The organism is Kitasatospora sp. NBC_01287, assembly GCF_026340565.1.
Classification (GTDB): Bacteria; Actinomycetota; Actinomycetes; order Streptomycetales; family Streptomycetaceae; genus Kitasatospora.
In genome coordinates, this window is record NZ_JAPEPB010000001.1 from 5279749 (window position 1) to 5301908 (window position 22160).

A 22160-nucleotide genomic window follows, 5' to 3' on the forward strand; every position below is an offset into this window, starting at 1 on the left:
CTGGAGTGGTGACCGAGGACCGCAGCACGCCCGCCCCTGAGCCCATCCGCTTCTTCGGCACCACCTGGGTGGACCGCGGCGCGGCCTACCGGCTGCGCCGCGTCGCCGTCTCGCTCGGCGCGCTGGCCACCACGGCGGCCGGCGCGCTGGTGCTGCGGTTCGCCGTCAGCGGGGTGCAGCTGTCCAAGGCCGGCGGCCTGGTCAACTGGCTGCTGGTGGCCGCCATCGCGATCTGCTCCTGCCTGGCCGCGCTGCGCACCTGGAAGCTCCTCGCCGAGGGCCGGGACGCGCTGGAGGGCTGGATGGCCGAGGACAAGTCGCTCGGCGCCGTCTGGCTGATCGGCTGCGTGGGCTCGGCCGCGGCCTACTTCGTCCGCAGCCTGGTGGAGGCCCCGGGCGAGGCGGTCCAGCGGGCGGCCTGGGAGCGCGCGGCCGCCCGGCACGAGAAGCGCGGAGCCTCGCGCGCGGGGCGGCCGGCGAAGCGGAGGAAGAAGTAGCGGGCTCGGTCGTCGGGCCGCTGTGACGGGGCATCGGTGATCGGCGCGTGGTCAGTGTGCGGATCGGCCACGGCAGTTGGCGCACCGGGCGGCCAACCGAAGGCCGTCCGGTGCGCGTTCCGTTTTGGTATTGCCCGGTTGCCCGGTTGCCCGGTTGCCCGGTTGCCCGGTCAGCCCGATCGGCGGGCCCCCTTGACCGAGCCGACCACGCCGAGCACCAGGAGCAGGATGCCCGCGGGGAGCAGCGAGGTGAAGAAGGCGCCGAAGATGCCCCAGCTGCCGAGCAGGCTGAGCGCCAGCGTGTTCAGCACCAGCAGGGCGCCGCTGAGCGGCAGCGCGGACTGCCAGGGGTTGGCGTCGGCCCAGCGCCGCAGCCGGCGGTCCCCGGTGTCCCGGCGGAGCCGGCCGCCGACACCGCCGACCAGGAAGAAGAAGAACAGGGCCAGCCCGACCGGGCCGGCCAGGATGCCGGTGGACCAGTGGCCGGTGACCACATCCACGGCCAGAGCGGCACCGCCGACCACCGCGCCCACCGCCGCGGCGGAGCGCCACGGTCCGAGGGTGGCGGAGGCGACGGCCAGCTGACGGTTCTCGCGTCGCGACAGATCTCCGTGTTCCATGCCTCCACGGTGCTCCTCGCAGCGCCGCGGGGCCAGAGCCGGCAGCCCTGACTTTTCCCCTACTGGGAGCCCTGGGACCGGCTCTGCCCGGCCGGCTGCTGGGCGTCCTCCAGCACCGGCCAGCCGTGCGAGCTGGCGTGCTCGGCCAGCTCCGGGTCGACGCCGATCACCCGGGGGTTGCCGACCACCCGCAGGGTGCGCAGGCCCTCGCAGTGGTCGACGTAGCCGAAGCAGCGGGCCGGGTCGAGGCCGAGCAGGGTGATCGCCTCGATCACGGTGACCGGCGGCTCGGCGCCGTTCGGGGCCGGCCGGTGGGTGGGGGCCGGCGGTTCCGGGTGGAGCACCAGGTCGGCCTGGACACCGAGGGCGGCCGCCTCGGCGGGCGGCCAGGGGCGGGAGAGGACAAGGACCACCAGGTCACCGGCCGAACGGTGCCTGGCCGCGGCCTCCCGCAGTGCCCGCAGGCAGTGCGGGGTGCGCTGATTGGTCCCGAGATCGAAGAATGCCGCGCGCATCGGCTCAACCATGATCCTGCCAAACCCCCCTCAGGCATGGCCGCGGCCAATGCCACCGGTCCATCTATGGACGCCGGTCCACCACGCTCGAAGCCGCGCGCAAACGAGGACTCCACCCCTCGAAGATATCTCTTCTTTTAGGCGTTCCACCGACCGATCAAGGTTGTTTTTAATCCTGGCTACCGTTGGTCACGGGATTCCCCCGATTGGGGCGCCCTGATGTGACGGTCAGTCAGATCGTTAATTCCACGCGCCCGAATCGCCCCAAACGCACCCCCTCGCAGCATTGACCCCCAGACGTCCCGGCTTGGCGGGTCCACGGCAGGGGCGTTTCAGGAAAGAAGGTCCGAATTCTCTTGTCATGGCACTGACAAATTGCCCGATCAAGGCGTGCGCGACCTGACGATAAAGGGGGCATTCGACCACCGACTTGACTCCTCCGTTGACACACTGTGACTCATGTTGTTGAGTCTTAGTGGACAAGGTCGCCAACGTGGGGATGCGAGATGGGTGGCGGAGACATGGGGACCGGGACCGTGGGGATCATCCTGGCCGGCGGGCGAGGCGAACGGGCCAAACCGATCACCCTGGAGTCCGCGGACTACATCCGCAGCAAGGCCCTGATCCCCTTCGTCGGCCGCCGACTCATCGAGTGGGTCATCGACGCCTGCCGTGAGCAGGGCATCCGCCGGTTCTACGTGGTCGCCCAGGGGCTGGAGAACCGCAGCCAGATCATGCTGCTGATCGGCCACGGCGAGCGCTACGGCGTCGAGGTGCGCTACTCCCGCCCCAGCTTCGACCGGTACAACGTCGGCTCCGGTGCCGCCACCCTGCACAACCTGGAGGAGTGGGACCTCACCGAGCAGGCCCTGGTCCTGCCGGTCGACTCGATCTTCGACTTCTCGCTCGCCGAACTGGCGGCCGCCCACCGGGCCGCCGGGGCGGTGGTCACGGTGGCCGCGGTGGCCCGCACCCCGGCCGAGGTGGCCGGCAAGTACGGCGCGATGCAGAGCGACGCCCGCGGCCTGGTCTCCGGCTTCGTGGAGAAGCCGGACGCGGCGCGGATCCGGGAGCTCTTCCCCGAGGTGCGCACCGACGCCGACGCCAAGCTGCCCACCAACGCCGGGATGTACCTGGTCGACTGCGCGCGGCTGCGCCAGGCCGCCCGGGAGCCGGAGCTGATGCGCCAGGCGCAGCAGCGGCTGGACTGGGGCGGCGACCTGCTGCCGTACCTGGTCGGGCGCGGGCTGCCGGTGGCCGCCCACCCGATCGCGCGGCTCGGCGACCTCGGCAACGTCGAGGACTACCTGATCACCCTCAAGGACGTGCTGGCCGGGGACTACCCGCTGATGAACGAGCTGATGGCCGCCCCGCACAGCGCCAGTCCCCGGTACTGGATCCACGAGAGCTCGCTGGCCACCCGGGACGACATCACCGGGACCACGCTGGCCGACAAGATCGAGGAGGGCAGCGTGGTGATCGGACCCGGGGTGCGGATCGGCCGGCACGTGGCGGTCGGCACCGACGTCCACCTGGAGTACGCCGACGTCGGGGACGGCGTCGAACTGCGCGAAGGGGCGCGGCTGGCCCGCAGCTCCTGCGGTGACGCCTCGGTGATAGGGCCGTACGCCGAGGTGAGCGACACCTATGTGGGGCCGATGGTGGAGATCCAGTCGGACCGGGAGAACCCGGTCCGACTGGAGAGTTTCTCGGCCATCGGCGACGGCGCCCAGCTCTGGCCGGGCTGCCGGTTGTCCGGGGTCAGCGTCTATCCGCGACTCAGAGTGCCGGCCATCGCCAACCTTCCCGCGGGCACCAGCCTGACCAGCTCGGACGACATCCTGCGCTGGGTCTGACGGACACGCCCGATCGGCGCGAGCAGTACGGATCAGCACCGTTCGGCACGAGCAGCACGAGCAGCACGGATCAGCACCGTTCAGCACCGTTCAGCGCGAGCAGCACCGTTCAGCACGGCCCAGCAGAGGAGGAAGCATGGACAACCCGGTGGTGGTGGTCGGCGGCGCGGGGCGCGTCGGCCGGATCATCGTGCAGCGACTCCTGGAGCGCCAGGAGGACGTGCGCGTGGTCGGCCGCAGCGCTCCCCCCGCCCACCGCGGGCCGGCGCCCGAGGCCGTGTTCAGCCAGGGCGACGTGCGGGACCCGCGGACCCTGGCGGCGCCGCTGGCCGGCTGCTCGGCGCTGGTCTACTGCGTCGAGCCGGGCACCGACGACCTCGGCCCCGACCGGCCGGAGACCACGGTGTACCAGGGGGTGCGGCACGCGATCGCGGCGGCCGCGGCGGGCGGCAACCGGCCGCACGTGGTGCTGATCAGCCAGCTGCACGCGACCCACCAGGGCCACCCGCTGAACGCCTACGGCCGCCTGCTGGTCTGGCGGCACGCGGGTGAGGACGCGCTGCGCGACTCGGGCCTGCCCTACACCGTGGTGCGCCCCGGCTGGCTGATCGACGACCACGGCGCGGGCCGCCGGGTGCGCCTGGAGCAGGGCGACCGCGGCGCCGGCCAGGTGGCCAGGGTCGACGTGGCCGAGGCCTGCGTGCAGGCGCTGTACACCCCGGCCGCCCGCGGCGTGACCTTCGAGATCTTCAACGAACCCGGTGTGCCGTTCCAGTCCTGGAGCGAGGCGTTCGGCTCGCTCGTCTGGGACCGGACACCGGTCGCCTGAGCAACAGGCGGGCCCGGGGCGCGATGCCGGGCCCGCCGTTCTCCGCCCGCACCCGTGCGCGCGTTGGCGGTGGCGGAGAGTGCGACCGGGGGATGTCCTCCGTTCGGGGGACAACCGGTCGGAATCCACAGTTCCGGGTGCATCATGGGTAGGGAGTTGACTGCGGATATGACCATGAGTCAGATAGTGACGACCGAAGTCCCGGTCGAAACACTCACGCGGGCAGAGGTGACTGCGGGACGCCCGCAGCCGCTGGGCGCCACCGTGGACTCCACCGGGGTGAACTTCTCGGTCTTCTCCGAGCGAGCCACTCAGGTGGACCTGCTGCTCTTCGACAGCTTCGACGCACTGGAGCCGGCTCGGGTGATCACCTTCGACCACGAGCGGCACCACAGCTACCACTTCTGGCACTGCCATGTCAGCGACGTCGGTCCGGGTCAGGTTTATGCCTACCGGATGGACGGCCCGCACCACACCAAGGACTCCGGTACCCGCTTCAATCACCGCAAGGTGCTGCTCGACCCGTACTCCCGGGCGAATATCAATACGCTCTGGGACCGGGTCCACGCGGTGGGACCGGAGGACAACTGCGCGCAGTCGATGCGCTCCATGGTCGTCGACCTGGACGGTTACGACTGGGAGGGCGACGAGCCGCTGCGCACCCCGCTGGCGGACTCGGTGATCTACGAGATGCACGTCGGCGGCCTGACCTCCTCGCCGACCGCCCAGGTCGCCCACCCCGGCACCTTCAGCGGCGTGGTGGAGAAGATCCCGTACCTCAAGGAGCTCGGGATCACCGCGGTCGAGCTGCTGCCGGTCTTCGACTTCGACGAGCGCCAGGTGCTGCGCAGCGGCCCGGACGGCACGCCGCTGCGCAACTACTGGGGCTACGACCCCTTCGGCTTCTTCGCCCCGCACAGCGACTACTGCTCCGACCCGTGCGGCTGCAAGCACATCCAAGAGTTCCGCGACATGGTCAAGGCGCTGCACCAGGCCGGCATCGAGGTCATCCTCGACGTGGTCTTCAACCACACCTCGGAGGGCAACGAGCACGGCCCGACGATCAGCTTCCGCGGCCAGGCCAACGAGGTCTACTACCACCTGTGGTCCCAGGACCGCCGGCACTACATGGACTTCACCGGCTGCGGCAACGCGATCAACGCCAACCACCCGGCGGTCGCCAAGTTCATCATCGAGTGCCTGGAGTACTGGGTCACCGAGCACCACGTGGACGGCTTCCGCTTCGACCTCGCCTCGGAGCTCTCGCGCGGCGCCGAGGGCTACGAGATGGAGACCCCGCCGGTGCTCTGGGGCATCGAGCTGTCCGGGATCCTCTCCGAGACGAAGATCATCGCCGAGCCCTGGGACGGCGGCGGCCTCTACCAGGTCGGCCGCTTCCCCGGGAAGCGCTGGGCACAGTGGAACGGGCCGTTCCGTGACGACGTGCGGCGCTTCGTGCGCGGCGACGCCGGTCTGGTGGGCACCGTGGCCACCCGGGTCGGCGGCTCCCGCGACCTCTTCAGCCGGCAGGGCGAACTGCCCACCAACAGCGTCAACTTCATCACCTGCCACGACGGCTTCACGCTCAACGACCTGGTCAGCTACAACGGCAAGCACAACCTGGCCAACGGTGAGGCCGGCGCCGACGGCAGCCACGAGAACTACAGCTGGAACTGCGGGGTCGAGGGCCCCAGCGACGCCGCCGAGGTGGAGCGGCTGCGGGTGCAGCAGATCAAGAACATGGCCGCGATCCTGCTGCTCTCCCGGGGCGTGCCGATGATCCTGGCGGGCGACGAGTTCCGCAACAGCCAGGGCGGCAACAACAACGCCTACTGCCAGGACAACCAGATCTCCTGGCTGGACTGGGAGCAGGCGGAGAAGGAGACCGAGGTCCGGGAGTTCTTCCGCGGCATGATCGCGCTGCGCAAGCACTACACGGCGCTGCGCCAGCCGCGGTTCTTCGACGACCGGCGCAACGAGCGCGACCTGCCCGAGGTCACCTGGCACGGCTGCCAACTGGAGCAGCCCGGCTGGGAGGACGCCCAGGCCCGGGTGCTCTCGTACACCCTGGCCGGCTTCGAAGGCGAGCCCGACCTGCACATCGTGATGAACATGTACCACCTCGGCCTGGACTGTGAACTGCCCCATGTCCCGGGCCACCACTGGGCGCTGGCCGTTGACACGGCGCGCGGGCCGGGCGAGTCCATCCGCCCGCTTCAGGCCCCGCTGCCGCTGTCCGGCCACACCCTCCACGCCCATGGCCGCAGCGTGGTCGTGCTGACCACGCTGCCCGACGACGGAGGTACCACCCGATGAGCGCTCCAGACACCAGGCACACCTACTCGGACAGCATCGCCGGGTACGTCACCACCTACGAGCCGACCCGGGAGCGCTTCGGGCTGCGCACCTCGGACGGCCGCGAGGTGACCATCCACCTGGACGAGGCGCTGAACTCGCAGATCGTGCGCAACCTGGGCGAGCCGCCCAAGGACACCACGGGCGCCACCCGGGACATGCTGGCCGAGGGCCGGTACGTCTTCGTCTACGGCATCTTCTACCAGTGGGAGGGCGGGCAGCGGATCGAGGCCCGCCAGCTCACCTTCCCCGAGGAGAGCCGCGGCGCCTACGTCTTCGAGCACCCGTCCTGGTGGGTGCGGCAGGCCGCCGAGATCGCCGACTTCTACCTGCGCGGGCACTTCCCCGACGGGGTCTACGACTGGCGCAACTTCCGCACCAAGCTGACCCTGCACGGCACCCACGTGGTGGAGAGCGCGGACAGCGACGTGCGCCAGGAGACCGACACCATCTCCCGGCTGGTCTACGGCCTGGCCACCGCCTTCATGCTCACCGGCGAGGAGCGGTTCCTGCAGGCCGCCGAGTCGGGCACCGAGTACCTGCGCGAGCACATGCGGGTCGTGGACGAGCGGGAGAACGTCGTCTACTGGTACCACGGCATCGACATCACCAGGAACGGCCAGCGCAAGGTCTTCGCCTCGGAGTTCGGCGACGACTACGACGCGATCCCGATGTACGAGCAGATCTACGCGCTGGCCGGGCCGACCCAGACCTACCGGATCACCGGCGACCCGCAGATCCTCTCCGACATCGACCACACGGTGCGGCTCTTCGACAAGTACTTCCGCGACCAGGAGCGGGGCGGGTTCTTCTCCCACCTCGACCCGATCACCATGGACCCGCGGGCCGACGCGCTGGGCCGCAACCGCTCGCGCAAGAACTGGAACTCGGTGGGCGACCACGCCCCCGCGTACCTGATCAACGCCTACCTGGCCACCGGGCGCAAGGACTTCGCGAAGCTCCTGGAGGAGACCGCGGACACCATCGCCGAGCACTTCCCGGACGAGCCCAACAGCCCGTTCGTGCAGGAGCGCTTCCACGCCGACTGGAGCCCGGACCGCACCTGGGGCTGGCAGCAGGACCGCGCTGTGGTCGGCCACAACCTGAAGATCGCCTGGAACCTGACCCGGATCCGGGCGCTGGCCGACAAGCCGGAGTACGCGCAACTGGCCGAGCGGATCGCCGAGATCATGCCGGCGGTCGGCAGCGACCAGCAGCGCGGCGGCTGGTACGACGTGGTGGAGCGGCAGGAGGACCCGGCCACCGGGGGCCACCGGCTGGTCTGGCACGACCGCAAGGCCTGGTGGCAGCAGGAGCAGTCGATCCTGGCCTACCTGATCCTGGCCGGCGTCTCGGGCGACCCGGAGCACCGGCGGCTGGCCCGCGAGGCGGCGGCGTTCTACAACGCCTTCTTCCTCGACTACGACGACGGCGGCGTCTACTTCAACGTGCTGGCCAACGGCATCCCGTACCTGATCGGCACCGAGCGGCTCAAGGGCAGCCACTCGATGGCCGGTTACCACGCGCTGGAGCTGTGCTACCTGGCCGCCACCTACACCGGGCTGCTGCTCACCTCCTCGCCGCTGACCCTGCACTTCCGCCCGCTGCCCGCCTCGTTCCCCGACCGGGTGCTGCGGGTGGCGCCGGACCTGCTGCCGGCCGGCTCGATCCAGATCGACAAGGTCTGGATCGACGACCAGCTCTACCAGGACTTCGACCCCAAGGGACTGACCGTCAACCTGCCGGCCAGTGACACCCCCCTGAAGGTGCGGGTCGAGGTCGAACCGGTGGAGATGCGGCTGCGCATATCCAGTGAGTTCGACGGCAAGACCGCCCACATCAAGCTGGCCGGCATCGTCGACCGCGAGGAGCTGGAGAAGTTCCGCCGGGGCCTGAACGAGGCCCTGTCGGTGAACCCGCGCCGGGTGGAGTTCCACCTCGGCGAGGTCACCGAGATGGCCCGCCCGGCGATCAACGAACTCCTCTTCCAGCGCACGAAGATCGGCATGGACGTCGACTTCGTGATCGTCGGCTGCGCGCTGCCGGAGGTCTCCCAGGCGCTGGTCGCCACGGACGCCTTCCTGCTCGACGCACGGGGCAGCAGCGACGACTGACGGGCAGCAGACCGACCCCTGTCCTTCTCCAACGCCCCCCCGTAGCGGAGAAGGACAGGGCCATTTGGCGGCCGGGCCGTCATGAATCCACCGAAGGAGCGCGCTGTGTCCACGATTTCGCACCGCCGCGAAACGTTCGCGGGGGAGCGGCAGGACGAAATCTCCGAGTTCTGCCAAGGGTTGTTCGCCCCCTTCGCCCGCTCCGACCAGCGGCGTTGGGGTGAGGTCTACCTGCGCGGCCTGTTGCACGCGAGCGGCCGCAAGACTCCCGCAAACATCTCCGAGCACGTGCTCGGGCGTCGCGCGGTCCAACCGATCCAGCAGTTCGTCAACCAGAGCACCTGGTCCTTCGAGAGCGTCAGACGCCATCTCGCGGAGCGGATCTGCTCGCTGACGGCGCCGGAGGCCTGGGCGTTCGACGAGGTGGTCTTCCCCAAGAACGGAGACCGCTCCGCCGGCGTGGGGCGGCAGTTCGTCGCCTCCGAGGGGCGGATGATGAACTGCCAGCTGGCCCTGGCGGCCTCGGTGGTGCACAAGGGCGGCAGCCTGCCGGTGAACTGGCACCTGATGCTGCCCAGGCACTGGGACCGCGACCACGAGCTGCGCGGTCAGGCGCACATCCCCGAGGACGAGCGCCACCGCCCGCGCTGGAGCTACGTGCTGGAGTCGGTGGACGAGATCCTGCACGAGTGGGACGTGCCGATCGCGCCCATCCTGGCCGACTGGTCCTTCGAGCACGAGGTCGAGCCGCTGCTGCTGGGCCTGGAGGAGCGCGGTCTGGGCTACCTGGTCGAGATCGCGCCCAGTGCCCAGCTGCCGGTACGCCGGTTGGCCGGGCACGCCGGCACCCACCGCAGGCCCGCCGCCGACCTGGCCAGGGACCTGGGCGAGCACGGCGAGCGCGCGGTGCTCTCCTGGCAGGACCGCCCGGAGAACCGGGCCCGGCACTCGCAGTTCATGGTGGGGCGGCTGCCGGCCGGGCACCACCCCAAGCTGCACGGCCCGGGGGCCCGCGGGGCCCGCCACCTGGTGGTCGAATGGCCCTTCGGCCGCCCGCAGCCGCGCACCTACTGGGTGACCAACCTGCCCGCGAGCCGGTTGGCCGAGACCGTCGCGCTGGCCGAGCTGCGGCACAAGTCCAGCTACGGCTGCGAGCGGTTGCAGCAGTTCGGGCTCGGCGACTTCGAGGGCCGCTCCTTCCGGGGCTGGCACCACCACGTGACGCTGGCCTCGGCCGCGCTCGGCTACCACGCGCTGCGCGAGCTGGGCGAGGACGAGCTGGACGACGTGCTGGACGACGTGCTGGAGGAGGAGCGGGCCGTGGAGTGAGGGCGAGGCCGTGAAGGCAGGCGCCCGCGCCGAGGGCCGGTGCCACCCGCTGGGGCGGCACCGGCCTTCGGCGTGCCGGGCGTACTCGGCGTGCCGGCGACTCAGTGCGCCGGCGCCGGCTCGGCCTCCTCGTCCCTGGGGTGGCCGCAGTGCTCGCACACCGGCTGGTCCGCGGGCGGCTGCTCCGGCTGCCGCGGTACGGGGCGCGGGGTCGGCTGCGCCGCCGGCTCGGGCGCCGGGGCGGGCGCGGACCCGGCCGCGTCGGCCGGCGGTGGCTCGGCCACCGCGGTCAGCAACTGGACCGGCGAGCGGGGCTGCTCCTCGTGCGGGTGGGACGCGCTCGAGGAGGTGCCCAGCACCTCGATCATGTAGAAGAGCAGCAACACCCCGAAGATGGTCATGCTGGCCACCGCGCTGATCAGCCCGACCAGGGTGGCCGCCAGGTACATGAACGGCCCCATGATGAAGTGCTTGCGCAGCACGAGGGCCTGTGCCGGGGTGATGTGCTTGCCGAGGTGCCGGTGCCCGGCCGAGGCGTAGATCCAGACGGCGTTGAACGGTATGCCGCCCAGCGTCAGGGTCAGTCCGTAGAAGACCGCGGCGGTGCGCTCGCCGTGCCCGCTGCTCAGCGCGTTGGCCAGCACGTGGGTGGGGAACGGGATGAACGAGACGTTCATCAGCAGCACCAGGTTGAAGAGCAGCAGCACCCGGTCGACCCGGCGGATGTAGTGCAGCATCGTGTGATGGTTCATCCAGACCACGCCGATGATCAGGAAACTGACCACGTAGGCGCCGAGCGCCGGCCACTCGTGGGCCAGTCGGTCCAGCAGCGGGCCGTTCCCGGAAGGCAGTTGGAAGTCCAGCACGAGCAGCGTGATCGCGATCGCGAACACGCCGTCGCTGAACGCCTCCAGTCGTCCGGTGCTGATCTCCATCGGCTCGGGGGCCGCTTCGCGCTGCTGGTCGTGGTGGTGATGGCGGATCGGATTCATGGCGCTTGACCTCCCAGGGGTACGGCGGCGGCCCGGGGCAGCCGGCGCGCTGCCCCGGGCCGACCACTGCCAGGGATATGTGTGTATCAGGAGGAACTCACTCGGTGCCGATGAACCAGTGTTCGACGGCGGCGATCTGGTGGATGTAGCGCGGCTCGACGAACTGCTCCAGGTCGGCCAGCAGGGCGGCGAACTCGGGGGACTCGTAGGCCGCGCGGAGCGCGTCCTCGGTCTCGAAGTTGAACAGGTAGGCGCCGTCCAGCAGGGTCTCGCCCAGGCCGTACCAGCCGTCCCGGGTGAAGTTCTGGCTGTACCGGACCAGGCCGGGCAGCTCCAGGGCGAGCTTGGCGTGCTGCTCCAGCGAGCGGCCGCGGAACTGCTCGACGGTGCTGCCGTTGGTCCGCTTGACCAGCAGCACCAGCTTGACCGGGTGCGAGTGCGCCGGGCCGGGGCCGGGCAGCACCACGTGGGCGTCGGTGTCCAGCACCACGGTGCGCCAGAAGGCGGCCCACTTGGGCTCGTCCAGCCGGGCGCCCTGGAGGAACTCGGGGGTCTGCAGCGAGGCGACCTGCTCCTCGTCGTTCTCCAGCCAGATCTCGGCGATGCCGCTCCAGAGCGGGTCGGCCGGCTCGGGGCCGAGCGGGATCCGGGTGTCCACCGCGTACTTGCGGATCTGCGGGATCTTCGAGGCGAAGTTCGGCGCGTGCACCTCCAGCCAGTAGCGCTGGAACTCCTGCTCGGTCATGCCGGGCCTGGGGTGGGCGAAGATCAGCTGATGGATCATCGTAACTCCTCGTGGTGCGGGTCGGATGACGGTGCGTCAGACCTGGTAGCGCTTCTTGACGTCCTCGGCGAAGCCCAGGTAGTCGCGCAGCGGCCAGACCTGCTCGAACTCCAGGTACTCGCGCATCGGCAGCCGGCCCAGCGCCGTGCGGTCCAGCTCCTCGGCGTCCGGCGACTCGATGATGGCGATCACCCGCTTCTGCGCCGCCACCTTCCAGATCCCGACGCAGAAACCCGAGTTGAGGGTTTCGACGGCGTGCTCCGCCTCCTCCTGCTCGACCTCCCAGAGCTCGTCCAGGGTGAGTCTGCCTTCGTGCTTCCACTTCATCTGAACGTAGAACAGCATGGCGCTCTCCTCGTCTGACGGTGCGTGAGAACCTCGGGATGGGCTACTGCGCGGTGACGTTCAGGCGGCGGGTCAGCTCGTGCTCGGCGCCGAACACCTCGGCGGCCAGGTCCAGCGGGGTCTTGCCGTCGTGGCCGACCAGGTCGGTGCGGGCGCCGGCGTCCAGCAGGATCCGCACGCACTCCTCGTAGCCGTGCCAGATGGCGTCGTGCAGCGGGGTGTAGCCGTTGGTGGCGCCCTGGAAGTCCAGGTTGATGCCCGGGCGGGCGACCAGCAGCGCGGTGATCTCCGCGTGCCCGTTGTAGACCGCCTTGTGCAGCGGGGAGGCACCGAAGCAGGGCTCCACCGCGTTGACGTCGGAGCCGGCCTCCAGCAGCAGCCGGACGATCTCGGTGTGTCCGTCGCGGGCGGCCACGTGCAGCGGGATGTGGCCGTCGTTGAAGCCGTTCAGCCGGGGGAAGACCGCGTCGACCGCCGCGCCGGCCGCCAGCAGGGCCGGCACCCGCTCGGTGTCACCGGCCGCCACGGCCGCCATCAGCCGCTGCGCCTCGACGGCGGCGCCGTCGGCGGCCCGCCGGTCGTTGAGGTGCTGCTCGGCGCGGAGCAGCAGGTCCTTGCCCCGGGTGTTGACGTTCAGCTCGTACTCGAAGTGCTGCTTGAGCGAGAAGCCGTAGTGGGTGAAGACCTCCAGCCCCGCGCCCTGGGCCAGCAGGTACTCCACCAGGTCCGGGTACTTGTACCAGAGCGCGTCCATCAGCGGGGTGTGGCCGGTGGTCGGGGCCACCGCGTCCACGAAGGCCCCGGCCTCGACCAGCGCCTTGGCGACCTCCAGGCTGCCGCCCTGGCAGGCCTTGTGCAGCGCGGTGGCGCCGGCCCGGCTGTCCGCGGTGAGCGGATCGGCCCCGGCCGAGAGCAGCACCCGCACGGTGGCCGGGTCCGCCTGGCCCGCCGCGCTCAGCAGCGCGGTCAGGCCGGTGTCCTCGTCGCGGGTGTTGGGGTCGGCCCCCTGGGCGAGCAGCAGGGTGACCAGCGCGGTGTCCTTGGCCTGCACGGCGTCCAGCAGCGGGCGGCTGGTGTGCCGGCTGCGCGGGTCGTCGTCGCCGCGGATCGCCCGGATGATCTCGGAGGGGTCGGTGTAGGACTTCCAGCGCACGACCTTGCCCTCGCGCACGGTCAGCCACTGGATGAACTCGATCTCGAACGGCAGCCCGGTCGCCTTGACCACCGACTCCTCGTGGATCACGCCGACGGCGTTCTCGCCGTCGACCGCGATCTTGACCAGTTCCTCCTTGCCCACCTCGCAGACGCCGGTGAAGACGCCCAGGCTGTCCAGCACGCCCTGCTTGTCGTGCACGGTGCCGATCCACGCCATGTCGTCGTTGTAGCCGGGGACCGGGGCGTAGTTGATCCACTCCACGTCGTCGGCCAGGCAGTCCAGCGCGGTGGCGAAGTCGCCGCCGGTCAGGGCGGTGAACCAGCGCTCGGCCACCGCGCGGGTGGCGGCACTCTGCGGGGATTCGGTCATCTCGGTGCTCCTTTTCGAGGTAATGGGCAGAGCCGGTCGAACGATGCTCAGAGCCAGTCGGCCTGGATGAACTCCAGGTAGTGGCCCTCCGGGTCCCGCACGAAGAGCGCCTTGACGCCGAGCGCGGGGACGTCGGCCACCTCGGTGACCAACTCGGCGCCGCGGGCCTTGAGCTCTTCGGTGGTCTCGGCCAGGTCAGCCACGTAGAAGGCGAGTTGGGACACCCCGTGCAGCGCGCCGTGGTTCGGCGGCAGCGGGCGGCGCAGCTCGATGCCGTCTGCCACCCGCATGAGCTCCAGCACCTGGGTGCCGTTGCCCAGGTAGACCACCTCGGCGTCGAACTGCGGCAGCGCCAGGCCGCGGATCGGGGTGAAGCCGAGCACCTCGTGGTACCAGGTGGCGCAGGCGTCCAGGTCCGCCACCGAGAGGCAGGCGGAGAGCTGGCGCAGCGGCAGCGGCTGTCCGGCGCTCACCGGGCCACCGCCGCGGGCTCGTCGCGCCGCAGGGCGCCGAGCAGCAGCGGCCAGTCGGGATCGGCCGGGCCCGGCTCGTTGTACATCTCGAAGGTGGTCCGGGCGCCCTCGGGCAGGTGCAGCGCCTGGACTGCGGCCTCGGCCACGTCGGCCCGGCTGATCTTGCCGTCGCCCAGGTCGCCCTGCTCCAGCCGGATCCGGCCGCCGGCCGCCCGGTGGTCGGTCAGCCAGCTGGGGCGGATCACGGTGTGCGGCAGGTCGGCGGCGCGCAGCGCGTCCTCGCCGGCCAGCCGCCAGTCCAGCAGCCGGCCGTAGGCGTTCATCGAGTGGCCCCTGCGGGTCACGTAGATCTGGCTGATCAGCACCACGTGCGGGCGGGCGGTGCCGAGCGCGCCCAGCAGGTTGAGCACGCCCTGGTACATGGTGGCGCGCGGGCTGTCGGGCCCCGCGTCGGCGGTGCCGGGCTCCACGCTGTAGACCACCGCCGAGCAGCCGGCCAGCGGGGCGACCAGCGACTCGATCTCGCGGACGTCGCCCCGCAGGTACGAAAGCCCCGCCCCGGCCGCAGGGGCCGCGCTCCTGGCGGACCCGGCGCTGCGGCCCACGACCCGGACAGGGCCGCCCTGTTCGAGCAGCCTGCGGGTGATCAGCCGGCCCAGCCGGCCGGTCCCGCCGATCACCGCTGTCGGACTCTCCATCGGTCCTCCCGTCGAACGGCTGCCGGGTACTCGGGATCGCTGTCAGGACCCGCCATCACAGCCGAGGTCACTATCGCAGTCATATCGGGTCAAGTGAGAAGCCCGCGCAGAAGTCAACGCTATTGCGTTCATTGAGGGTTAGCGGCCGTTCAGGCACTCGGCACAGTACGGGCAGTGAGATGACGACCGGTCAAGTCTCTGTAAAACGAGCCTGTCTGGCTCATCGGACCCACTGGTACACCTGAACGGACCGCCCCTGTCCGTGACCTAAGGAGACCATCTCTGATGGCGAAGAAGCGCATCCTCGTCGTGCTCTCGGAGTACGGGTACTGGGGAGAAGAGCTGATCGGTCCGCTGGAGACCTTCGACAAGGCCGGCTACGAGGTCACCTTCGCGACCCCGACCGGCAAGCGCGCGGTGGCGTTGCCGCCGAGCTACGACCCGGAGTTCATCGACCCGCCGCTGGGCCGCTCGGTCACCAGCACCGAGATGGCCGAGAAGGTCAAGGCGGTCGAGGCCTCGGACCGGCTGGACAACCCGCTGGACCTCTCCTCCTGGCTGCCCGACCGGCCCTACCGCAGCCGCTCCGACTTCCTGCGGGCCTGGGAGGGCTACCACACCCGCCGCCAGCACGTGCAGGAGCAGATCGCCGAGCGCTACGACGCGCTGCTGATCGTCGGCGGCAGCGGCCCGATCGTCGACCTGGCCAACAACTGGCGGGTGCACGACCTGATCCTGGCCTTCTACCACCTCGACCTGCCGATCGCGGCCGAGTGCTACGGGGTGGCCTGCCTGGCCTTCGCCCGTGAGCAGGACGACCGGATCAGCATCATCCGCAACAAGCACGTCACCGGCCACTGCATCGAGTACGACTACAAGGACGGCACCGGCTTCGTCGGCACCGACTTCCAGATCGGCCCGCCGTCCTACCCGCTCGAGTACATCCTGCGGGACGCCACCGCGCCGCGCGGCGCCTACCACGGCAACTTCGGCCACGTGACCTCGGTGATCGTCGACTACCCCTTCATCACCGGGCGTTCCACCCCCGATTCCTACCTCACCGGCCAGAAGGTGGTCGAGGTCCTGGAGCAGGGGCTGCGTCAGTGGGGCTTCCAGCCGGACCTGTACCAGGCCTGAGCCGGCACCCCGAGGCAGCAGTCCCTCGGCGGGCGGCCGCATCCGGCGCGCACCGCGCGGCCGCCCGCCCAACCCGCGCGCACCCAAGCAGAGATGAGGCAGGACGATGACCAGCAGGCCGGCCCGGGTGGCCATGCTAGAACAGTTCACAGCCGACGGTGTGCAGTACATGTTCGGCAACCCCGGCACCGTCGAACAGGGCTTCCTGGACGAGCTGCGCGGCTTCCCCGACCTGCAGTACGTGCTGGCGCTGCAGGAGGCGGTGGTGGTCGGCATCGCCGACGGCTACGCGCGGGCCACCCGCAGGCCCACCCTGCTCCAGCTCCACTCCGGGGTGGGCCTGGGCAACGGGATCGGCATGCTCTACCAGGCGATGCGCGGCCACGCCCCGCTGGTCGTGGTGGTCGGCGAGTCCGGCCTGGCCTACGACAGCATGGACGCCCAGATGGCCGCCGACCTGGTCGGGATGGCCAAGCCGGTGACCAAGTGGGCCACCCGGGTGGTGGATCCCAACTCCACCCTGCGGGTGCTGCGCCGGGCCTTCAAGGTGGCCGCCACCCCGCCCTACGGCCCGGTCCTGGTGGTGCTGCCGGCCGATGTGATGGACGCCGAGACCACCGAGGAGGTGGTCCCCACCTCCTACCTGACCACCACCAGCGTCCCGGACAGTGCCGGCGTCGAGCAGGCCGCCGCGCTGCTGGCCGGCGCCCGCCACCCGCTGGTGATCGCCGGCGACGGCGTCCACTTCTCCGGCGCCCAGCCCGAGTTGGCCGAGTTCGCGGAGACCTGGGGCGCCCAGGTCTGGGGCGCGGACTGGGCCGAGGTCAACCTCTCCGTCGAACACCCGCTCTACGGTGGGCAGTTGGGCCACATGTTCGGCGAGGTCAGCGCCAAGGTGATCGGCGCCGCCGACGGCGTGCTGATCGTCGGGACCTACGCGCTGCCCGAGGTCTACCCGCTGCTGGATGGGGTCTTCGCGCCCGGCGCCAAGGTGGTCCACCTGGACCTGGACAGCGGCGCGATCGCCAAGAACTTCCCGGTCGACCTCGGCCTGCTGGCCGACCCCAAGGCCACCCTGCCCAGGCTCACCGAGGCGCTGCGCGGCAAGCTGACCGGCGAGCGCCGGGCCGAGGCCCAGGGCCGGCTGGCCCGGGCCGAGCGGCAGCGGGCCGAGGACCAGGCCGCGGCCCTGGCCGAGGGTGCGGCCGCGGCCCAGGAGCCGCTCAGCGCGGCCTACTTCGGCTTCGAACTGGCCAAGCAGCTGCCCGCCGACGCCGTCCTCTTCGACGAGGCGCTGACCTCCTCGCCGGGCCTCTTCCGCCACCTGCCGGTCAACCGGCCGGGCCACTGGCACCAGACCCGCGGCGGTTCGCTGGGCGTCGGCATCCCCGGTGCGATCGGCGCGAAGCTGGCCCACCCCGAGCGCACCGTGGTCGGCTTCACCGGCGACGGCGGCAGCATGTACACCGTCCAGGGGCTGTGGACCGCCGCCCGCTACGACATCGCCGCCAAGTTCGTGATCTGCAACAACGGCCGCTACCGGCTGCTCGACCTGAACATCGAGGAGTACTGGCGCACCCAGCACGTCGACGAGCACGCCTTCCCCGAGCCGTTCGACCTGTCCGACCCGGCGATCGACTTCGTCAAGCTCGCCGAGTCGCTGCGGGTGCGCGCGCTGCGGGTGGAGAAGCCCGAGCAGGTGGCGCCCGCCATCACCGAGGCGCTGGCCCACCCCGGCCCGTTCCTGATCGACCTCGTCATCGGCCGCTGACCGCCCGCGGCCAGGACCGGAGCCAGGAAGGGAGAGCGCCGTGGCGCTGCTGAACGGCCAGAAGATCGCGGTCCTTATGGAGAGCGACTTCTACGAACCGGAGATCCTCTACTACCAGCGCAGGTTCGCCGAGGAGGGCGCCGAGGCGCACTTCCTGACCCGGCTCTGGGGCAACGAGCGGATCGTCTTCCGCGGTCACGAGCACCGGATGCCCTTCGAGGTGGCCGAGTCCTTCGAGGACCTGGACGAGTACGCGCTCAAGGAGTACGCCGCGGTGATCGTCCCCTCGGGCATCGTCGCCGACCGGCTGCGCTACACCGAGCGGGTCGACCAGCTGCCGCCGGCCGCCACCCTGCTGCGCCGGGCCTTCGCGGACCCGGCCATCGTCAAGGGGATCATCTGCCACGGCATGTGGCTGGCCGCCCCGATCCCGCAGGTGATCCGCGGCCGCCGCGCGGTGGTGCACAACAACCTGCTCGGCGACCTGAACAACATGGGCGGCATCTACGTCGACGAGGACGTGGTGGTCGACGAGGACCTGGTCACCGCCCGCACCGGCAACCACTGCCACGTCTTCGCCCGCACCATCATCGAGGAGCTCGCCAAGCGGAGCGGCCGGCGCCACGCCGGGCTCTCCTGACGCCCGACAGGGGGAGCTGGACATGACCGACCTGGTCACCCGAACCGAGGGCGCCCATCGCCCGGGTCCGACCGCCGGGGCGGTCCTCGCCCCGCTGGTGGGCCGTATCCCCGTGCTCGACCCGGCCCCGGTGGTGGAGGACGGCCGCCGTCCCGCCAAGGCGGTGGTCGGCGAGAGCGTGCTGATCAGCGCGACCGTCTTCCGCGAGGGCCATGGCAAGCTCGGCGCCAACGTCGAGCTGCGCGGCCCGGACGGCAGGCCGGGCCCCTGGATCCCGATGCGCGAGCTGGCGCCCGGCACCGACCGCTGGGGCGCCGAGGTCCGCGCCGACGCGGTCGGCCGCTGGACCTACACCGTGGAGGCCTGGAGCGACCCGGTGAGCAGTTGGCTGGACCGGGCGGAGATCAAGGTGCCGGCCGGCCAGGACGTCGAACTGACCCTGGAGGAGGGTGCGCTGCTGCTGGAGCGGGTGGCCGCCGGGGTGCCGGGCGCGGGCGGGCGGATCGCGGTGCTGGGTGCCGCCGCCGCGCTGCGCGACACCGCCCGGGCCCCGCTGGCCCGGCTGGCGGCCGCGCTGCTGCCGGAGGTGGAGCGGGTGCTCAGCCGCTACCCGCTGCGTGAGCTGGTCACCTCCTCCGCCGCGCTGCCGCTCCAGGTGGAGCGGGAGCGGGCACTGTACGGCTCCTGGTACGAGTTCTTCCCGCGCTCGGAGGGCGCCACCCTGACGCCCCCGCGCTCGGGCACCTTCCGCACCGCCGCGAAGCGCCTGCCGGCGATCGCCGCGATGGGCTTCGACGTGCTCTACCTGCCGCCGATCCACCCGATCGGCCGTTCCTTCCGCAAGGGGCCCGACAACACGCTCACCGCGGGCCCGGACGACGTCGGCTCGCCGTGGGCGATCGGCTCGCCGGAGGGCGGCCACGACGCGGTCCACCCCGACCTCGGCACGCTGGCCGACTTCGACGCCTTCGTGGCCCAGGCGGGGCGGCTGGGCCTGGAGATCGCGCTGGACTTCGCGTTGCAGGCCTCGCCCGACCACCCCTGGGTCAACAAGCACCCGGAGTGGTTCAGCCACCGGATCGACGGGACCATCGCCTACGCCGAGAACCCGCCGAAGAAGTACCAGGACATCTACCCGATCAACTTCGACCAGGACTTCGAGGGCCTGGTGATCGAGACGCTGCGGCTGCTGCGCCACTGGATGGGCCACGGGGTGCGGATCTTCCGCGTCGACAACCCGCACACCAAGCCCGTGCACTTCTGGGAGAAGGTGATCGGCGAGATCAACCGGACCGACCCCGACGTGATCTTCCTGGCCGAGGCCTTCACCCGCCCCGCCATGCTGCGCACGCTGGCGAAGATCGGCTTCCAGCAGTCCTACACCTACTTCACCTGGCGCACCGGCAAGGCCGAGCTGACCGAGTACCTGACCGAGCTGACCGAGGAGACCGGCGCCTTCCTGCGCCCCAACTTCTTCGCCAGCACCCCGGACATCCTGCCCCGCCACCTGCAGCACCAGGGGCCGGCCGCCTTCGCGCTGCGCGCGGTGCTGGCCGCCACCCTCTCGCCCAGCTACGGCATCTACGCCGGCTACGAGTTGGCCGAGTCGACCCCGCTCGCGCCGGACGGCGAGGAGTACGCGAGTTCGGAGAAGTACCAGCTGCGCCCGCGCGACTGGAGCCGCACCGACACCCTGGCGCCACTGCTCACCACCCTCAACCGGCTGCGCCGCGAGCACCCCGCCCTGCGGGAGCTGCGCAACCTCACCTTCCTGCCCACCGACAACGAGCAGGTCATCGCCTACACCAAGCGGACCGGTGCGGACCAGGTGATCGTCGTGGTCAACCTGGACCCGCGCCAGGTCCAGGAGGCGACCGTCACGCTGCCCGAGGAGCTCCTCGCCGAGCGGCCGGGCGGGCTCGACGTGCACTGCGAACTCGGCGGCGGCGACCACGCCTGGGGGCGGCGCAACTACGTCCGGCTGGACCCGCAGGCCTCACCCGCGCACATTCTGACGATCCGTCAGGAGCAGTGATGTCCCAGTCCCTCTGCGCCACCTGCCTGATCGCGGAGCACGGCCCCGCCCTGCAGGCCGACGAGCTGCTGCGCCCGCTGCTGCCCGCGCTGCTGCCCTGGCTGGTGACCCGGCGCTGGTTCACCCACGAGCAGGGGCACCTGGCCGGCCTGACCCCGGTCAGCGCCTCGGTGCTGGACCCGGCCGGCGAGCGCGGTGAGCGCGGCGAGGGAGCGGTGCTGCTGCACTCGCTGCTCGACGCTCGCCACGGCACCGGCGGGGGCACCCGCCACCACTACCAACTGCTCCTCGGGCTGCGCCGCAGCCTGCCCGCGGAGCTGGCCGCGGCCGAGATCGGCCGGGCCGAGGGTGGCCGCTGGGACGGCTGGACGCTCTACGAGGCCACCGAGGACCACGAGTTGATGGAGCGGCTGCTGGACCGCACGGCCACCCGGGCCTCGGCCGGGGAGGGCGGCGAGAGCGGCGATGGCGGCGAGAGCGGCGCACTGCGGATGTCTCTCACCGGCGCCCGCCCGGTGCCGCGCGGCCTGGCGGCCCGGGCGCTGGCGGTGGAGCAGAGCAACAGCACGGTGGTCTACGGCGACCAGCTGCTCTTCAAGATCTTCCGCCAGCCGGAGCCGGGCCCGCACCCGGAGACGGACGCGCTGCGCGCCCTGACCCGGGTGCGCTGCCGGCGGATCCCGGGTCTGGCCGGCTGGCTGCACACCGAGGGCGATCCGCAGCACTCGGTGGTGCTCGGCATCCTGGAGGACTTCCTGCCCGCGCGCGGCGACGGCTGGCAGCTGGCGGTCGAGCAGGCCGCCGACTGCCTCGGCGACAGCTGCCGCGTCCCCGCTCTGGGCGGCTTCACCGCCGAGGCCAAGACGCTGGGCGCGGCGGTGGCCGAGGTGCACGCCGCCCTGGCCGAGGCCTTCCCGCAGGTCGTGCTGGACTGCGACGCGGTGGCCGAGCAGGTCGCCGCCCTGCACCGGGAGTTGCGTGCCGCGGTCCGCCAGGTGCCGGAACTGGAGCCCTACGAGGGGCGGTTGGCCGGCCTCTACGAGGACTACGAGAAGGTCGCCGGGCGCACCGGCACTCTTCTCGGCCAGCGGATCCACGGCGACCTGCACCTGGGCCAGGTGCTGCGCACCGAGGACGGCTGGAAGGTGATCGACTTCGAGGGCGAGCCGTCCCGCCCAGTGGCCGAGCGCCACCTGCCGCAGCCGGTGCTCAAGGACGTGGCGGGCATGCTGCGCTCCTTCGACTACGCCGCCCAGCAGGCGCTGGCCACGCTGCCCGTGCCGCCCGAGGCCTCGGCGGAGGCCTCCGCCGAGCAACTGCGCCGCTCCCGCCGGGCGTACGCCTGGGCGGTGCGCAACCGCCGGGCCTTCACCGCGGGCTACGCGGCGGCCGGCGGCACGGACCCGAACTGCCATCCCGTGGTGCTGCGCGCCTTCGAGGCCGAGAAGGCGGTCTACGAGGCGGTCTACGAGGCCCAGCACCGGCCCGGCTGGCTGCCCATCCCGCTCGCGGCGATCCAGCGCCTGGTCTTCGGCCGCTGACCGCCGCCCACCCGCCGCTCCGCGTCACCCGCACCCCGGCCCGCACCCACCCGGCCCGCACCCTCCGGCCCGCACCTCGCTCGCGCCCAGCCGCCCCGCCCCAT

General features: G+C 71.3%; 19 protein-coding genes. 11 read left to right on the plus strand and 8 right to left on the minus strand.

Features of this window, described 5'->3' with window-relative positions; all coding sequences use genetic code 11:
• The first annotated feature begins 8 nt into the window (after nucleotides 1-8).
• Nucleotides 9-497, plus strand: a complete 489-nt coding sequence (locus OG455_RS22775) for a hypothetical protein (RefSeq protein WP_266296533.1) — start codon at nucleotides 9-11, stop codon at nucleotides 495-497.
• Between the two features lie 170 nt (nucleotides 498-667).
• Here the strand turns inward: OG455_RS22775 and OG455_RS22780 are convergent, their stop codons facing one another.
• Together OG455_RS22780 and OG455_RS22785 are read right to left on the minus strand one after the other, a co-directional pair.
• Complete coding sequence (locus OG455_RS22780; RefSeq protein WP_266296535.1) at nucleotides 668-1117, minus strand: hypothetical protein; 450 nt, start codon at nucleotides 1115-1117, stop codon at nucleotides 668-670.
• 59 nt (nucleotides 1118-1176) lie between these two features.
• Nucleotides 1177-1632 carry a hypothetical protein gene (locus OG455_RS22785; RefSeq protein WP_266296536.1) on the minus strand — a complete coding sequence of 152 codons (456 nt, stop codon included), beginning with the start codon at nucleotides 1630-1632 and terminating at the stop codon, nucleotides 1177-1179.
• A 521-nt stretch (nucleotides 1633-2153) separates the two neighbouring features.
• Here OG455_RS22785 and OG455_RS22790 point away from each other — a divergent pair.
• From OG455_RS22790 to OG455_RS22810, 5 genes are all read left to right on the plus strand, one after another.
• On the plus strand, nucleotides 2154-3488 hold the full coding sequence (locus OG455_RS22790) for an NDP-sugar synthase (protein ID WP_266296538.1): 1335 nt from the start codon (nucleotides 2154-2156) through the stop codon (nucleotides 3486-3488).
• A 136-nt stretch (nucleotides 3489-3624) separates the two neighbouring features.
• Nucleotides 3625-4317: an NAD(P)H-binding protein gene (locus tag OG455_RS22795; RefSeq protein ID WP_266296540.1), complete on the plus strand. Its 693-nt coding sequence runs from the start codon at nucleotides 3625-3627 to the stop codon at nucleotides 4315-4317.
• Between the two features lie 228 nt (nucleotides 4318-4545).
• Nucleotides 4546-6633 (plus strand): glycogen debranching protein GlgX, encoded by a 2088-nt coding sequence (gene glgX / locus OG455_RS22800; RefSeq protein ID WP_266296542.1) that lies wholly within the window; start codon nucleotides 4546-4548, stop codon nucleotides 6631-6633.
• Nucleotides 6630-8786 (plus strand): AGE family epimerase/isomerase, encoded by a 2157-nt coding sequence (locus tag OG455_RS22805; protein ID WP_266296544.1) that lies wholly within the window; start codon nucleotides 6630-6632, stop codon nucleotides 8784-8786. Before glgX ends, OG455_RS22805 begins: the two co-directional genes overlap by 4 nt.
• Before the next feature lie 105 nt (nucleotides 8787-8891).
• Nucleotides 8892-10115, plus strand: a complete 1224-nt coding sequence (locus OG455_RS22810) for an IS701 family transposase (protein WP_266296546.1) — start codon at nucleotides 8892-8894, stop codon at nucleotides 10113-10115.
• Between the two features lie 101 nt (nucleotides 10116-10216).
• Here OG455_RS22810 and OG455_RS22815 read toward each other — a convergent pair whose 3' ends face one another.
• From OG455_RS22815 to OG455_RS22840, 6 genes are all read right to left on the minus strand, one after another.
• On the minus strand, nucleotides 10217-11107 hold the full coding sequence (locus OG455_RS22815; protein ID WP_266296548.1) for a TMEM175 family protein: 891 nt from the start codon (nucleotides 11105-11107) through the stop codon (nucleotides 10217-10219).
• Between the two features lie 97 nt (nucleotides 11108-11204).
• Nucleotides 11205-11891, minus strand: coding sequence for an EthD family reductase (locus tag OG455_RS22820; protein ID WP_266296550.1), 687 nt, complete (start codon nucleotides 11889-11891; stop codon nucleotides 11205-11207).
• A gap of 36 nt (nucleotides 11892-11927) precedes the next feature.
• Nucleotides 11928-12236 carry a muconolactone Delta-isomerase family protein gene (locus OG455_RS22825; protein ID WP_266296552.1) on the minus strand — a complete coding sequence of 103 codons (309 nt, stop codon included), beginning with the start codon at nucleotides 12234-12236 and terminating at the stop codon, nucleotides 11928-11930.
• A 43-nt stretch (nucleotides 12237-12279) separates the two neighbouring features.
• The gene (locus tag OG455_RS22830) at nucleotides 12280-13761 is read right to left on the minus strand and encodes an ankyrin repeat domain-containing protein (RefSeq protein ID WP_266296554.1); all 1482 of its coding nucleotides are present in this window, start codon (nucleotides 13759-13761) and stop codon (nucleotides 12280-12282) included.
• 47 nt (nucleotides 13762-13808) lie between these two features.
• Nucleotides 13809-14234 carry a VOC family protein gene (locus OG455_RS22835; protein ID WP_266296556.1) on the minus strand — a complete coding sequence of 142 codons (426 nt, stop codon included), beginning with the start codon at nucleotides 14232-14234 and terminating at the stop codon, nucleotides 13809-13811.
• Entirely contained in the window at nucleotides 14231-14932 is a 702-nt protein-coding gene (locus OG455_RS22840) for an NAD(P)H-binding protein (protein WP_266296558.1), read from the minus strand. Before OG455_RS22840 ends, OG455_RS22835 begins: the two co-directional genes overlap by 4 nt.
• 285 nt (nucleotides 14933-15217) lie before the next feature.
• On the opposite strand from OG455_RS22840, the gene OG455_RS22845 reads away from it, so the two are divergent.
• From OG455_RS22845 to OG455_RS22865, 5 genes are all read left to right on the plus strand, one after another.
• Entirely contained in the window at nucleotides 15218-16069 is an 852-nt protein-coding gene (locus OG455_RS22845) for a type 1 glutamine amidotransferase domain-containing protein (RefSeq protein ID WP_266296560.1), read from the plus strand.
• Between the two features lie 106 nt (nucleotides 16070-16175).
• On the plus strand, nucleotides 16176-17840 hold the full coding sequence (locus OG455_RS22850; RefSeq protein WP_266296562.1) for a thiamine pyrophosphate-binding protein: 1665 nt from the start codon (nucleotides 16176-16178) through the stop codon (nucleotides 17838-17840).
• Between the two features lie 76 nt (nucleotides 17841-17916).
• Nucleotides 17917-18480, plus strand: a complete 564-nt coding sequence (locus OG455_RS22855) for a DJ-1/PfpI family protein (protein WP_266300914.1) — start codon at nucleotides 17917-17919, stop codon at nucleotides 18478-18480.
• Nucleotides 18481-18502: 22 nt separating this feature from the next.
• Nucleotides 18503-20515, plus strand: coding sequence for an alpha-1,4-glucan--maltose-1-phosphate maltosyltransferase (locus tag OG455_RS22860; RefSeq protein WP_323185553.1), 2013 nt, complete (start codon nucleotides 18503-18505; stop codon nucleotides 20513-20515).
• Entirely contained in the window at nucleotides 20515-22056 is a 1542-nt protein-coding gene (locus OG455_RS22865; protein WP_266296564.1) for a hypothetical protein, read from the plus strand. Before OG455_RS22860 ends, OG455_RS22865 begins: the two co-directional genes overlap by 1 nt.
• Nucleotides 22057-22160 lie beyond the last annotated feature (104 nt).

What these genes read in the sequence shown, in the direction of transcription:
- OG455_RS22860 (WP_323185553.1), top strand. Translation starts at nt 18,503, where the DNA reads ATGACCGACCTGGTCACCCGAACCGAGGGCGCCCATCGCCCGGGTCCG.
- OG455_RS22825 (WP_266296552.1), bottom strand. Translation starts at nt 12,236, where the DNA reads ATGCTGTTCTACGTTCAGATGAAGTGGAAGCACGAAGGCAGACTCACC.
- OG455_RS22840 (WP_266296558.1), bottom strand. Translation starts at nt 14,932, where the DNA reads ATGGAGAGTCCGACAGCGGTGATCGGCGGGACCGGCCGGCTGGGCCGG.
- OG455_RS22805 (WP_266296544.1), top strand. Translation starts at nt 6,630, where the DNA reads ATGAGCGCTCCAGACACCAGGCACACCTACTCGGACAGCATCGCCGGG.
- OG455_RS22820 (WP_266296550.1), bottom strand. Translation starts at nt 11,891, where the DNA reads ATGATCCATCAGCTGATCTTCGCCCACCCCAGGCCCGGCATGACCGAG.
- OG455_RS22780 (WP_266296535.1), bottom strand. Translation starts at nt 1,117, where the DNA reads ATGGAACACGGAGATCTGTCGCGACGCGAGAACCGTCAGCTGGCCGTC.
- OG455_RS22855 (WP_266300914.1), top strand. Translation starts at nt 17,917, where the DNA reads ATGGAGAGCGACTTCTACGAACCGGAGATCCTCTACTACCAGCGCAGG.
- OG455_RS22845 (WP_266296560.1), top strand. Translation starts at nt 15,218, where the DNA reads ATGGCGAAGAAGCGCATCCTCGTCGTGCTCTCGGAGTACGGGTACTGG.
- OG455_RS22850 (WP_266296562.1), top strand. Translation starts at nt 16,176, where the DNA reads ATGACCAGCAGGCCGGCCCGGGTGGCCATGCTAGAACAGTTCACAGCC.
- OG455_RS22790 (WP_266296538.1), top strand. Translation starts at nt 2,154, where the DNA reads ATGGGGACCGGGACCGTGGGGATCATCCTGGCCGGCGGGCGAGGCGAA.
- OG455_RS22830 (WP_266296554.1), bottom strand. Translation starts at nt 13,761, where the DNA reads ATGACCGAATCCCCGCAGAGTGCCGCCACCCGCGCGGTGGCCGAGCGC.
- OG455_RS22795 (WP_266296540.1), top strand. Translation starts at nt 3,625, where the DNA reads ATGGACAACCCGGTGGTGGTGGTCGGCGGCGCGGGGCGCGTCGGCCGG.
- OG455_RS22785 (WP_266296536.1), bottom strand. Translation starts at nt 1,632, where the DNA reads ATGCGCGCGGCATTCTTCGATCTCGGGACCAATCAGCGCACCCCGCAC.
- OG455_RS22815 (WP_266296548.1), bottom strand. Translation starts at nt 11,107, where the DNA reads ATGAATCCGATCCGCCATCACCACCACGACCAGCAGCGCGAAGCGGCC.
- OG455_RS22865 (WP_266296564.1), top strand. Translation starts at nt 20,515, where the DNA reads ATGTCCCAGTCCCTCTGCGCCACCTGCCTGATCGCGGAGCACGGCCCC.